Consider the following 13,814-nt stretch of genomic DNA (forward strand, 5'->3'; position numbering starts at 1 on the left):
AGGAAATCCTTATGGCAGAAATGAAACTTCTTACAAAATACATTGATAACCCTCAGTCCACCAAACTGGAGTTTTACGAATCCGTACACGGATACGACGGAATGAAAAAAGCACTCCAAATGAAACCGGACGACATCATCGCAGAAGTCAAAAAATCCGGACTGAGAGGAAGAGGAGGCGCCGGTTTTCCGACCGGTCTCAAATGGTCCTTTATCCCAAAAGACATTCCAAAACCAAAATATATCATCTGCAACGCGGACGAAGGGGAACCTGGAACATTCAAAGATCGTAAACTGATCGAGAACCTTCCACATCAAATCATAGAAGGTATGATCATAGGGGCCCGCGCGATTGGATCTAACAAAGGTTTTTTTTACATCCGAGGAGAATTCCAAAAAGGCGCCAAAACCATGCAGGTTGCAATCGACGAAGCCTATGACAAGGGATATTTAGGAAAAAATATTTTAGGAAGCGGCTTTGACTTTGATCTGATTCTCTACGAAGGCGCCGGCGCTTATATCTGTGGGGAAGAAACCGCACTGATCAATTCACTCGAAGGTAGAAGAGGTCATCCTAGACTAAAACCCCCTTTCCCCGCAGTGTCGGGACTTTATCGTTCTCCGACCGTAGTCAATAACGTAGAAACTTTTTCGGCAATTCCTCACATCTTAGATAAGGGCGCGGATTGGTATTCTAAAATAGGAACGGAAAAATCTCCAGGTACGAGGCTATTCAGCGTATCCGGTCACGTAAAAAAACCTGGTGTTTACGAAATCGAATTAGGAACTCCTTTATTAGAATTAGTGAATGATCTTTGCGGCGGAATTTTAGACGATAAACCTCTAAAGGCAATCATTCCGGGTGGATCCTCCGTTCCGATTCTCACCGCAGAAGAATGCAAAACAGCTAATATGGATTTTGAATCTATGGCAGCGCATAAAACCATGCTTGGTTCCGGAGCGGTAATCGTTCTTGCAGAAGGAACGGATATTGTAGAAACGACGTATCGATTCGCCCGTTTTTATGCTCACGAATCCTGTGGTCAGTGTACTCCTTGTAGAGAAGGAACTCATTGGGTTCGAGACCTTTTGTATAAAATCAGAGAAGGAGAAGGAACGGTTCAAGACATAGATCTGATTCTTTCTTTATCTAGAAATATGGAAGGTGGAACTACAATCTGTCCACTTTCAGACGCATGTGTAGGAGCAGTTCGTCCAGCGTTACAAAAGTTTCGTTCCGAGTTTGATGCAAAATTAAAGGAAAAACCAGTCGTGCCAGATCATCCTCGAAGAAGAAAAGAAGACAGAATTACTGAGGAATCCTCTGTAGGGGGAAAAACAACTCCATGAACTGGAATGAAATTCTATTTTGGCTTTTAAAAAGTGTACTTTTCTTTTTTATATTAATCACCGCCTGCGCGTATTATACTCTCGCAGAAAGAAAAGTGGCCGGGTTTATACAAGACCGAAAAGGTCCGAACCGCGCCGGTTTCTGGGGATTGTTACAACCTCTTGCGGATGGAATTAAATTTTTGACGAAAGAGGAAGTTTTTCCCGTTCAAGTAAACAAGATAATGTACCTGATCGCCCCCGCGATTTCTATGACCTGCGCGATTATGGCTTGGTCTGTGGTTCCGCTCGGAGGACAAATCCCTCTTCCTCAGTGGTTACAAAATAAAACGGGTCTTACATTTTTAGATCTACAAATCGCCAATCCAGATACTGGAATTTTATTTTTATTTGCGGTTTCCTCTTTAGCGGTTTATGGAATTATCATAGCAGGTTGGGCAAGCAATAACAAATATTCGTTGTTAGGTGCAGTTCGTTCTACGGCACAGATGATCAGTTATGAACTTCCTCTCGGAATGAGTGTAGTTTCGATCGTGATTCTTACAGGTTCTTTAAAACTCACCGACATCAGCGCGTCTCAGGCAGGTCTTTGGAACATTTTCAAACTTCCTGGGTTCATCGCATTTTGCCTGTTCGTAGTGGCCATGTTTGCAGAAACAAACCGATTACCTTTCGACTTGGCGGAAGCGGAATCTGAACTTGTAGTTGGATTTCATACAGAATACGGAGCGTTTAAGTTTGCCTTATTTTTTATCGCGGAATATATGAATATGATCACGATGAGTTGTGTCGTAACACTTCTATTTTTTGGAGGGTATCAGGTTCCGTTTGGAATTTTAGAAGGACACGTATTACAACCGTTAGTTGGACTTGCCTTCTTTTTAGGAAAGGTATTATTTTTTACCTTTTTATTTTTATGGGTAAGGTGGACCCTACCCCGCTTCCGTTACGATCAACTGATGTCTTTGGGATGGAAAAAACTCATTCCCTGGGCAATATTGAATATACTGATCGCAAGCATTTATATACAATTTTAAGAATATAATCAATATGCCATTTACAGATCAACCTCAACTACTTTTGTTTTTTCTATTCGCTTCTGTGATGATACTCAGTTCGTTGGGAGTAATCTTTCATCCTAATCCGATTACCGCCGCGGTCCTACTCGTGCTCAGTTTTTTTTCCCTGGCCGCGATCTACGCGGTGATGAACGCGATCTTTATCGCTACGATGCAGTTGCTGGTCTACGCCGGGGCAATTATGGTGTTAGTCGTATTCGTGTTGATGCTTTTGTCTCTCCGAGAGGATAGTCAAAAATTCTTTTTATTCGAAAAACCAATTAAAAAATTATTATATTTGGGACTTGTAATGTTCTTGGGGATTCTTCTGACAACTGCGGTTCAAGACGGAATTCCATCCGAAAATACCGAACCGGTTGGATACAGATACAGGAAAACGCGAGATGGAATGTCGGCCGATTATTCTTTTCAAATTGGTCAAAAGCATGAGGAACATACCGCTAAAAAAGGACCTAACTGGCACTATAGAGCGTTCGTTCCGGTTAACGCCGAAGGTAACACCGCCGTAGTCGGAAGCGCGATGTTCTTACGTTATCTTCTTCCTTTCGAACTCATTTCCATATTACTCCTCGCTGCGGTTCTCGGCGCCGTGGTATTGGGTAAAAAGAATTTAGGAAAAGGCGAAGAAGGAGGAAAAGTATGAACCTCTGGATTTCCGGAATCCCGGTGCACTATTATCTGATTTTGGCGATGATCATCTTTACGATCGGAGTCGCGGGAGTGATGGTTCGCAGAAGCGCGGTTTTGATTTTTATGTCAGTGGAATTGATTCTAAATTCCGTCAATCTCGTATTCGTGACTTTTTCGAAAGCGCTTCATCAAGTGGACGGAGAAGTAGTCGTATTTTTCGTCATGGCGATCGCAGCGGCGGAAGCGGCCATCGGACTTGCGATCGTAATTGCAATCCATAGGATCAAAAAGACTAGTTACGTAGACGAAATGAATCTGATGAAATGGTAGAAAAATGGAAATTGAAAATCTCATACCTGCGTTAGTCGCTCTTCCTTTGATAGGATTTTTGGTTTCGGGTCTTTTCGGCAAATGGCTGAAAGGATTTACCGGAATTTTATCGACCACGGTTGTATTTTTATCCTTTGGTTTAGCTCTTGTTTCTTTCAATCAATTCAAGCCGATGCAAACAGTGATCCCGGAAATCGTCACCTTGTTTCCTTGGATCACTACGGGAGGACTTAACGTATCTATTGCGTATCAAGTAGATCAGTTGTCTCTTTATATGGTTCTGATCATCACCGGAATCGGTTCTCTCATACATCTCTATAGTATCGGTTATATGAAAGATGATCCTGGTTTTGCACGTTACTTTGCGTATTTGAATCTATTCATCTTTTCGATGCTCAATCTGGTACTTGCAGAAAATCTAATACTTTTATTTCTCGGATGGGAAGGGGTAGGACTTTGTTCGTATCTATTGATCGGATTTGATTATCATAAAGAAACTGCGGCGAACGCCGGAATGAAAGCGTTTATCGTAAACCGAATCGGAGATTTGGGAATGTTACTCGGAATTGCGCTTGTATTCTGGTACACAGGTTCGGTGTCTTTTACTACAATCTCAGAAGCGATATTGGAAGTACCTTCTTTTCGTTATATACTACCTTTAACGGCGGTTTGTTTTTTTATCGGAGCAATCGGAAAATCTGCACAACTTCCATTACACGTATGGCTTCCGGATGCAATGGCAGGACCAACTCCAGTGTCTGCACTCATTCACGCGGCAACAATGGTAACCGCAGGAATCTTTTTAATCGCAAGACTCAATCCAATCTTTTTATCCGCTCCTCAAGTAGGGTATTGGATCGTAGTCATAGGATCGATCACTGCTTTTTTTGCGGCAACGATTGGGCTTTTTCAAAACGACATCAAAAAAGTCCTGGCATATTCTACTGTTTCACAGCTTGGATATATGTTTGTGGCAATGGGAGCCGGAGCGTATGTCGCGGGGCTTTTTCATTTGATGACACACGCTTTTTTTAAGGCGCTTTTATTTTTAGGATCTGGGTCGGTAATCCACGCGTTACATCACGAACAGGATCTACGCAACATGGGTGGACTTAAGAAACAAATGAGAATTACATGGATCACTTTTTTAATTGGATCGCTCGCAATTTCAGGGATACCGCCATTTAGCGGATTCTTTTCTAAAGATCTAATATTAGAAAAAACTTATGCTTATGGAACCTTATTTTACGGACTTGGAATTATAACCGCGCTTTTGACGGCGTTCTACATGTTTCGCATGACGTATCTTACCTTTTACGGAGAATCCCGCATATCTTCTCACAAAACTTCTCACCTTCACGAATCACCTCTTGTTATGACAATTCCTCTAGTGATTTTATCCATCGGCGCTACGATTACAGGATTTTTAGAAGTTCCTCATTTTATTTATGGAGGAGTACATATACTCAGAAGTTATTTGAGTCCGGTTTTTATCAGAGGAATCGAAATTTCAGAAACGATCGCAAAACACTCGTTAGATGTTCATGAGGTAGGAACAACAACTGCGGTAGAATTGAGTTTGATCGCAGTATCCGTAGCGGTTGCAATTTCCGGAATATTCATCGCAAGAATGATTTTTTTGACCGGAAAAAAAGTTCCGGACTCGGAAGAATCTCATACCGGAATCAAAAGAATTCTTACTAAAAAATACTACGTGGACGAGTTTTATCACAACTTTATTGTAGAACCGATCCTACTATTTGGAAAATTTTTAGCAGATCACGTGGAAAGAAATTTCTTAGATCTGATGTTGCGTGGAACCGGAAGAGTGGCGGTTGCAATTTCCTTAGTCCTAAGAAGGGTTCAAACCGGAATCGTAGTAGACTACGCCATCTTAATCGTATTTGGAACGGTAGTCATTCTTTCCTTTTTTCTATTGAGGGGGCTATAACTTGGATTTCCCACCATACATATTGAGTATTTTTTTATTTTTACCGTTTATTGGGGTTCCATTTTTATTTTTATCCAACAAAGTAAATTGGTTAAGATTCATAGCAGGATCATTTACACTCCTTCCGTTTTTAATCATCGTAGGTTTATATTTCAAATACGATCCTTCAAACTCTTCGCTTCAATTTGTAGATCGGATATGGGGAATTGTGATTTCAGGAAATCTGAAAATCGATTACCACATCGGACTAGACGGATTTAGCCTTTTACTTTGTGGAATGTCTTCTTTATTATTTTTTCTTTCCACACTCGCAACTTGGACGAGTATCACAAATCGAATCCGTGAATTTTATGTTTATCTAATGATCGTAGAGATGAGCGTACACGGAGTATTTTTATCCGGCAATTTGGTATTGTTTTACATTTTCTGGGAAGCAATGGTATCCCCTATGGTCCTCATGGTGGGAATCTGGGGAGAAGATCAAAGAGTCAAAGCGGCAATCAAATATTTGATCTTTTCTTTTACCGGATCGGTGTTAATGCTTGCAGGAATTCTAATATTATATTTTAAAACTGGAACAATCGTAATCGAAGAATTATCCACTGGGTTACTACCGGAAATACCGAAAAACATACGGTTGTTTATGTTTTTTGCATTCGTACTTGCATTTGCAATCAAGGTTCCATTGTTCCCTTTACATACATGGATGCCGGATGTACACTCACAAGCTCCAACCGTAGGTTCTGTAGATCTTTCTGGAATATTATTAAAAATCGGATTGTATGGATTTATACGATTAGCGATCCCACTTTTTCCGGAAGAGATGCTCGAATACAGAGAATTTTTAGGAGCTCTTTGTATCGCAGGAATCATCTACGGTGCAATCATCGCAATGGCCCAAGAAAATTCTAAACGAGTTGTAGCATTTTCTTCACTTTCTCATATGAGTTTTTGTATGTTAGGAATTTTAAGTTTCACCGAAGAAGGAATGGCAGGTGGAATGTTGCAGATGCTCAACCACGGATTTACAGCAGGAATGTTATTCTTTATGCTTGGAATGTTACATGAAAGGATTGGGAACAACAACATCGCAAAAGCGGGGGGATTGTCCAAACTACTACCGGTCTTTTCAATATTTTTTGCGATCGCAATTTTTTCTTCGCTTGGAGTGCCTGGAACCAACAGTTTTATAGGAGAATTTTTAATTATACTCGGAAGTATTAAGTCCAACGTCGTATACGGTGCGTTAGCCGCAACCGGAGTGGTGTTTGCGGCGGGTTATCTTTTGTTATTTGCAAAAAGAATGATCTTCGGAGAACCGACTAAAAACTTAATCGAACACAAAGATCTCAACCTAAAAGAATGGTTAATTTTAGTACCTACCGTAATTATGATTTTTTGGATCGGAATTTATCCGAAACCATTTTTAAAAGTATTAGAACCTTCCGTAAAAGTAGCACTCAACTCTGCATCTACGAGAGTCATAAAAGATCGATCTAAAGAAACGTTCAAAAACGCTAGATTAAACGATCCGTATCATAAAGACATAGACCATCTAAGAAAATTCACTTCCTATAAATCTTTGGGAGTTGAACCACCTAGTTATGCGGAACGCCTACAAAGGTATCCAAGCAAATATTCCTTACCGGAACCAATCCGAAAAAATTCCGATGAGGAGGCACAAAAATGAATCTATTCGATTTATTATCTATTTTACCATTTTTGAATATTGCACAAGTCATTAATAGAAGTATGATCCCGAATGTGCCAGACTTACTTTCCGTTTTACCCGCGCTCATTTTGGCGGCGGGTGGAATATTTTTGATCTGTTTATCCGTATTATTTAAAACGAAAGAATTTATAATCGTAAGATACGTTTCGGGACTCATTTTACTTTTAGCGTTTGCGGCCGTATTTTATACTTCGTTTCGATTTCCTGGAAACGAATTCAACTTTGGCGGACAGATTGAAAATTCTGTATTATCTTTTTGGTTAAATCTGATCTATATCTCTATGGCAATCGGAACCGCCGCGATAGTTCCAAGAATATTAAAAAATCATAAAATAGAATTCCCTGAATTTTATCCACTACTTCTATTTGCAACCTGTGGAATGACTCTCATGACTACGGGACAAGATTTTATACTCGTATTTGTAGCCTTAGAACTAATGAGTATCTGTTTATATATCTTGATAGGAATGGCAAGGAGTGATCTGTTTTCTCTAGAAGCCACATTGAAATATTTTCTATTGGGAAGTTTTTCTTCGGGATTTATGTTGATGGGGGTTGCTTTTTTGTTCGGGGGAAGCGGCTCTACAAATATTACTGAAGCTTTAAAACCACTGATCATAACAGGTTATCAAGGAAATTTTGCTAAGATAGGATTGGTTTTGTTTATAACAGGAGTCGCGTTTAAGATAGCACTTTTTCCATATCACGCTTGGACCCCCGATGCCTACGAAGGAGCTTTAACACCTGTTACAGGTTATATGTCCACGGCGGCAAAGGCAGCATCGATTGGATTACTTTTAGTACTTTATACAAAATTACCACTTCCACTTGAGAATAGTACTTGGGCGTGGTTGCCTGGAATCCTTGCGTTATGTTCTATGATCTACGGAAACCTACTCGCATTAAAACAAGAAAATTTAAAGCGAATGCTTGCATATTCATCAATCGCACACGCCGGTTATGTAGTAGCAGGAATATCTGCAGGAATCAAAGAAGAAGTATTATTTTATTTGATCGTATATTCATTTATGAGTTTAGGAGCGTTTGCAATTCTCGCTTATTTAGAAGAAGGAACCAGACAAGTAACTTTCTTTTCCGTTCAGTCTTTGTCCGGAGTAAAACCTTTAACTGCAATAGCAATTAATATTTTTTTTATGTCTTTAGCGGGAGTTCCTCCCTTTGGAGGATTTTGGGCAAAGTTATTCTTATTTCAAAAACTTGCAGAATCGGAAACACTCATGAGTCGTATACTACTCATTGGAGGAGTAACCAATTCAGCATTAGCACTTTATTATTATCTAAGAATTGGTATCGCAACTTTTATGAGTAGCGACGAAGGAGAAATTTCTCGAAATCATACAGCGCCTTATAGCGTTGGAGTAACTTCGGTCGTAGTCTTGTGTCTTTTAATGGTATCGGTAGGATGGTTTTTACTAGTTCCAGGTAACTTACAACTTATTAGTGTTAGGTGATTTGCAATGATCCAGTTCCATTTTTGATTAAACTAACGTGAGTTTGGCGTAAAAAAAATAAGAAAGAATTTTCTAAAAATGTAAGTTCCTACAATTTTAAAAATTGGTTTATACAATCGTAATTTGTAATAGTTCCCACAAATTAAGTCACATTACAAATTTTGAAACAGTATCAGTTCCACAATTTTAGAATTAGTTCGTAAAATCGTAATTTGTAATAGTTCCCACAAATTAAGTCACATTACAAATTTTGAAACAGTATCAGTTCCACAATTTTAAAAATTGGTTTATACAATCGTAATTTGTAATAGTTCCCACAAATTAAGTCACATTACAAATTTTGAAACAGTATCAGTTCCACAATTTTAGAATTAGTTCGTACAATCGTAATTTGTAATAGTTCCCACAAATTAAGTCACATTACAAATTTTGAAACAGTATCAGTCCTACAATTTTAGAATTAGTTCGTAAAGTTCAGATCCCTACCTTTTTTTAGAAAAATGAATTCCTTACATCGAACTCACTTTAAACTAAGAGCCTGTCCCAAAACCCAAAGATTTTTACGCGATAATTCTTTAGAAATTTTTAATAAACTGTAGTAGTTCCCACATTGGAAGGTTTTGGGACAGACTCTTAGAACAAATTATAATTTTCAGCCACTTTGAATGCAGTTCGACAAAGAAAAATAGTCATATAAGCCGTCAATTCTCTAAGTACAATGAGTTTTTCAAAAGATATAGTTTCAATGTAGGAACTATTATTTTTAATCTTTAAAAACGAAAAAATTCAATACAATTCCCCATTTGATTACAAATGGATTTCATAAAGAAACATATGTCCATCTACCGGATTTTCAAAATATACGGACCCACTAGTATATTCATTTTTTGGAATAAACACTTTAAAATATTTCGGCGGATTAAACCAACCTGGCGTATTAGAGTCTTTCCAATCGAAATATTTACTTTTACTCGATTTCTTTTTCACTTCTTTCAATTGATTCAACTCTTTAAATTCTTTTCTCCATTGTAAAGGCGCCTTGATCTCTAAAAATAAAGTGTGTTCGTGAGTAATATGAGGAGATTCCCAATATTTACCGTGAATTGCCACAAGATCTTTCGGTAAAGAACTATCACCAGACCAATATAAATATGCAGAAACTGGATCGTCCGTATTGATTTCTTCACAACCATATATAAATAGACCTAGAATGATCCATAAAGCTGCAATCCATAATTTTCTCATTTTCATAGAACCTTACCTCGATTCACATTCAACAAACTACACGTTATTCTTGTCTATGATTACATTTTATGATTGATAAGATAAAGCCAAAGAAAAGCCACTCAAAACCATAATATAGGAATATATAAAAAATATAATATATCTTTAGGCCAATTTCTTTTTTTAAGAAAATTAAATAAAATAGAAGCAAATATAAAACCCAGAGGCCATAAAATACTCACCAAAATTGCAGAAGGCGCAACCCAATCTCCATGTAAGGAATCAGGATGTGGAAAGAAAAACCCAGCTATCGGAAAAATCAAATAATACAACCCAAAGCCGATGGCCCCCAGAGAAAAAAATCCTAAAAATGCTAAGATTACAAAAATGACGAAGTTGATTTTAACGTTATTAGAAATGGAGCTCCACATACATACCGAATACCAGATGACTTTTTCCTGAAAAGCGAATTTTACCGTGAGATTATTTTATAGAATAAAATACATTTAAGATAGACTCATTTTCGGCTGAACTGTATTTTTTTTGTTAGTAACTATATAACAGAATATCTTACATTTTGTATTTGAGCAGTTTTTTGAGATAAGGTATGTAGTTATAACTATCATATAACTCTGAATCATTAAAAAAATCATTCAAGAAAAAATTTATCTGAACATTTTCTATAATTAGATTTCTAAAGATGAAACAAAAAATCCATTCTCATTTTCTTATACTTCCACCAAATCTAAAAACATAAAGCTGTAGATAAATAACCACGAGAAGAATTTTAAGAGATTGTCAAGTCGCGGATATTTAAAAGTCTGTGATCTTATCTGGAGGAAGGACAAAGTGAATATAGAAATCGGCAAGGGGTTAAACGGAATTTATTTTGGAATGTCCATAGACGAAGTAAAATCAAAATTAGGAGAACCAGACGAAATTTACGACTACGATTACGAAGGCGCTCTATCCACTGGATATGAATATTTTTTAGAAGAATCGGAATACGAATTCGATCAAGAGGAAGACAATAGATTGTATTCGATTACGATTTCAAATCCATCAATTCGTCTTTTCGGAAAACCAATCATTGGAGAATCCATCGAAACGATTCGACAACTTCTCAATCAAAACGGAGTCGACGATCTTGAAGAAGATGACGAAGAAGAAGATCATACACATGGAGTTACCGCCTTCTCCGATAAAATTAACGCGATCTTTCAATTTGAAGAAGATGAACTAATCTTTTTTGGGTTTAGCCCACTATTTAAAGACGATCAGATCGACTGGCCTCAAATCTAAAATTAAAAATCGATAGAAAATTGGTTAAGGAAGCGACTTATAAAATCTCAGTTTCAAATAACTCCGACATTTAAAGGAAACTAAATTGAACAAGATAAAGTTTTAAAAGAATATCAAATAGGAATACCAAATTGAAAAAGATCTAACTCGTGTTAGTTTTTCGGTTGAATAAGTTCTAATTCGATTATTTCCTCTTTTTCAATTTCTTTAATATTTCCTTCTCTATCTTTAAGAAGATAGAATTTTTCGGTCTCTTCGATCGTCCCAGAAAAAACTTGTTTGTTCTTAAGAGTGATACGATATATAGGATGCGAATTTTCTTCGGTTTTGGATTTGATTAGAGAATCCGTTTCCTGATCGTGATGGGTAAAATTTTCATTTAAGACCTTTTTAGAATTTTCTGAAAGCACCTGGTATCTTGTAAATTCTTTCGGCTCGATTTTTATAATTTCTACTTCTCGTCCAGAGGATTGAATCGAACTTTCAGAAGATCCATCCTTGAGAACCGAATAACCTGGCAGAATATCCACTTTCGAATTTGTAGAATCGACTCTTATAGCTCCTTCCAAAACCATAATTTGATATTTTTTAGAACTTTGATCTGCGATCAGAACGAGAGTTGTTCCTAAAAGTTCGGAAGATAAAGTATCTACTTTCGACCGAACTTTTAAAGATATTTTTTTTTTGTTCGTAGTGAATAGAACTTTCCCGGAACTCAAACTTAGATTTACTTCATCTCCTTTTTTAGAAGCTGAAAAAATGGATTCAGGTAAAATTCTCAAAGTTAATCCCAATTCTCCCGAAATTGTATAATCACAATAAGAATCTTTGCCAGATTTCAGAATAATGTTTTCTTTATTCATAGAAACGTTACACTGACCGGTAGTTACTGATTTTGTAATTTCAAACTCGTTTTGTTCCGAAGAAAAAAATCTGAAATAAAAAGCCAATGCAGAAAGTAACAGAACACAAGCAGCAGCTAATAATGAATTTCTAATATATAAGACTCGGCTTTTACCTTCATCGGATCGGAAATTTAGATTCATTTCCAAATGTCCGATTTTACTTTTTAATTTCATCAATTCGAAGAATTCTTTTCTAGATCTTGGATCCGATAAAAATTCACTGAGTTCCAGTCGCGTCATTTGATTTGAAATTGCTCGTTCCATATTTGACCTTCGATTTGAATCTGAATTAGGTTCCATATTTTATCTCCTATATACTCTCAAAGTCGAAATTCAATGCTTCCAATTTCTTACGTAAAACGGTGAGTGTGGCGAATGTTTTTCTATTTACCGTTCTCACTGATATTCCCAATTTATCGGCGGTCTCTTTGATCGTATATTTCCTTAAAAAACGCAGTACAATTATATTTTTCTCCAATTGAGGTAGACTTTCTACACTTGCGTTTAAAAGATCCAATTGATAACCATCTTCCTCGTATTCTGTTTCCTTTTTTGAGATAATCTCTAAAACTTTTTGAGAATCTGCCAATTCTCTTTTTTCAATTGCACCTTTCTTTTTTACAACGTCTAAGAATTGGTTTTTTGCAATCGTAAGCATCCAAGAGGTTTCATTTCCTTTGGAAGGATCAAATTTTTCCCAATGTCTCAAAACCTTGATAAAAGTTTCCTGACAAATTTCTTCGGCCTCTTCTTTGGAAGCTCCTTTGCTAAGAAGAAATCGATAAATTTTTTCATAATTTCTAGAATATAAACCGTCAAAATCAAAAATTTGACTTTCGGAATTTTGGCTCATCTAATATTCAATAACGAACTGACTTTCCAAAAAGTGTCACTAAAAATCAAAAAAAATTCCAATGTCCGCCACGTTTCAAAAATTTTTCCAATTTAAATTCCTCACGATCAAAAAATCTAGAATTGTAAAATCGAATATTTTAAGCCAAAACAAATCACTTTTTATTAAAGGTGTATCATTTGCTTTCATATGGATTTCTTTTTTTACAAATTTAGACGCAAAGTCGATCCTACTCAAAAACGGGAGAATGATCAATCAGGTAAACGTTAAAACCATCCCCAATGGTTTTGAAATTACCCATAAAAACGGCAAAGTGGAAAAAATTCCTCTCACAGAAGTGCAAAAAGTTTTTATCTCCGATCGAGCACCTGCTCCAGTCAAAAACCAAGAAACCGTAAAAAATCAAGAGATCATAAAAACAAATCCAGTTCCCAATTTAGAAATCTCAAAAGAAGAAAATATTTCGAAAAATCAAAAGAAAAAGTCAGGGGTTCGAGTTTTCGCCGAAGGATTAATACCAGGCTGGTCTAGATTGCTCAGAAATGATTCTTATTATGTCAAAGGATTAGGAGTCTTTTTTGTTTTTGCAGAACTATTCTTTGTCTATAAAAGTTATGTATATTTAAGCCCTGTAAAACAAGCGCTTGAGACAAATCAACCCCCTACTCCTTTGGACTTGATTGCTATTCTATCCGGAGACCAAAATCTAATGAGTCTCGCCGCTACTTATAGCTTTTATGATAAATCAAAGCAGGTTGTACTTTCGGATGGTCAATTGTTAACTAAGGACCGATATGCTTTTGAAAAAGAAGGATTTACTCGCGGTCTTATTTTGATTTTAATTTTAGACGCGTTCTTAGGATATAAATTCGAAAACTGGGAAGTTGTGCCTAACGTAAATGCTTCTTATAAAGATAGAGAAATTTCAGGCGGTGTGACCATTCGTTTTTGATGATTTCTTTAAAAAATGTACACCAAACACGTGTT

Annotated in this window: 13 protein-coding genes; 9 read left to right on the plus strand and 4 right to left on the minus strand. The window is 36.9% G+C overall.

Translation table 11 applies throughout. The features are described from left to right. The first annotated feature begins 11 nt into the window (after positions 1 to 11). From nuoF to LEP1GSC059_RS13305, 7 genes are read left to right on the plus strand one after another with little or no spacing between them, the layout of a single operon-like run. Positions 12 to 1,349, plus strand: a complete 1,338-nt coding sequence (gene nuoF, locus LEP1GSC059_RS13275; RefSeq protein WP_002176219.1) for an NADH-quinone oxidoreductase subunit NuoF — start codon at positions 12 to 14, stop codon at positions 1,347 to 1,349. After that, the gene (gene nuoH, locus LEP1GSC059_RS13280) at positions 1,346 to 2,386 is read left to right on the plus strand and encodes an NADH-quinone oxidoreductase subunit NuoH (protein ID WP_002176216.1); all 1,041 of its coding nucleotides are present in this window, start codon (positions 1,346 to 1,348) and stop codon (positions 2,384 to 2,386) included. Before nuoF ends, nuoH begins: the two co-directional genes overlap by 4 nt. A 13-nt stretch (positions 2,387 to 2,399) precedes the next feature. Next, positions 2,400 to 3,071: an NADH-quinone oxidoreductase subunit J family protein gene (locus tag LEP1GSC059_RS13285; RefSeq protein WP_017213620.1), complete on the plus strand. Its 672-nt coding sequence runs from the start codon at positions 2,400 to 2,402 to the stop codon at positions 3,069 to 3,071. After that, entirely contained in the window at positions 3,068 to 3,388 is a 321-nt protein-coding gene (gene nuoK, locus LEP1GSC059_RS13290) for an NADH-quinone oxidoreductase subunit NuoK (protein WP_002176351.1), read from the plus strand. Before LEP1GSC059_RS13285 ends, nuoK begins: the two co-directional genes overlap by 4 nt. 4 nt (positions 3,389 to 3,392) lie before the next feature. Further along, entirely contained in the window at positions 3,393 to 5,339 is a 1,947-nt protein-coding gene (gene nuoL / locus LEP1GSC059_RS13295; RefSeq protein ID WP_017213621.1) for an NADH-quinone oxidoreductase subunit L, read from the plus strand. A gap of 1 nt (position 5,340) precedes the next feature. Further along, positions 5,341 to 7,029, plus strand: a complete 1,689-nt coding sequence (locus LEP1GSC059_RS13300) for an NADH-quinone oxidoreductase subunit M (protein ID WP_036057587.1) — start codon at positions 5,341 to 5,343, stop codon at positions 7,027 to 7,029. Next, complete coding sequence (locus LEP1GSC059_RS13305) at positions 7,026 to 8,543, plus strand: NADH-quinone oxidoreductase subunit N (protein ID WP_017213623.1); 1,518 nt, start codon at positions 7,026 to 7,028, stop codon at positions 8,541 to 8,543. Before LEP1GSC059_RS13300 ends, LEP1GSC059_RS13305 begins: the two co-directional genes overlap by 4 nt. 807 nt (positions 8,544 to 9,350) lie before the next feature. Here the strand turns inward: LEP1GSC059_RS13305 and LEP1GSC059_RS13310 are convergent. Next, complete coding sequence (locus LEP1GSC059_RS13310; protein ID WP_017213624.1) at positions 9,351 to 9,794, minus strand: hypothetical protein; 444 nt, start codon at positions 9,792 to 9,794, stop codon at positions 9,351 to 9,353. Positions 9,795 to 9,889: 95 nt separating this feature from the next. After that, positions 9,890 to 10,198 (minus strand): hypothetical protein, encoded by a 309-nt coding sequence (locus LEP1GSC059_RS13315; protein WP_017213625.1) that lies wholly within the window; start codon positions 10,196 to 10,198, stop codon positions 9,890 to 9,892. Between the two features lie 418 nt (positions 10,199 to 10,616). Here LEP1GSC059_RS13315 and LEP1GSC059_RS13320 point away from each other — a divergent pair, with 418 nt between their 5' ends. Further along, a complete protein-coding gene (locus tag LEP1GSC059_RS13320) occupies positions 10,617 to 11,069 on the plus strand; it encodes a hypothetical protein (RefSeq protein WP_020980911.1) in 453 nt (150 codons plus the stop codon). A 152-nt stretch (positions 11,070 to 11,221) separates the two neighbouring features. On the opposite strand, the gene rsx is transcribed toward LEP1GSC059_RS13320, so the two are convergent. Both rsx and LEP1GSC059_RS13330 read right to left on the minus strand, forming a co-directional pair. After that, positions 11,222 to 12,274 (minus strand): LIMLP_03685 family anti-sigma factor, encoded by a 1,053-nt coding sequence (rsx, locus tag LEP1GSC059_RS13325; RefSeq protein ID WP_020980917.1) that lies wholly within the window; start codon positions 12,272 to 12,274, stop codon positions 11,222 to 11,224. Positions 12,275 to 12,284: 10 nt separating this feature from the next. Further along, positions 12,285 to 12,827, minus strand: coding sequence for an RNA polymerase sigma factor (locus LEP1GSC059_RS13330; RefSeq protein WP_002176358.1), 543 nt, complete (start codon positions 12,825 to 12,827; stop codon positions 12,285 to 12,287). Positions 12,828 to 12,888: 61 nt separating this feature from the next. Here LEP1GSC059_RS13330 and LEP1GSC059_RS13335 point away from each other — a divergent pair, with 61 nt between their 5' ends. After that, positions 12,889 to 13,779, plus strand: coding sequence for an LA_0442/LA_0875 N-terminal domain-containing protein (locus tag LEP1GSC059_RS13335; protein ID WP_017213629.1), 891 nt, complete (start codon positions 12,889 to 12,891; stop codon positions 13,777 to 13,779). Positions 13,780 to 13,814 lie beyond the last annotated feature (35 nt).

It is taken from the genome of Leptospira noguchii serovar Panama str. CZ214, assembly GCF_000306255.2.
Classification (GTDB): Bacteria; Spirochaetota; Leptospiria; order Leptospirales; family Leptospiraceae; genus Leptospira; species Leptospira noguchii.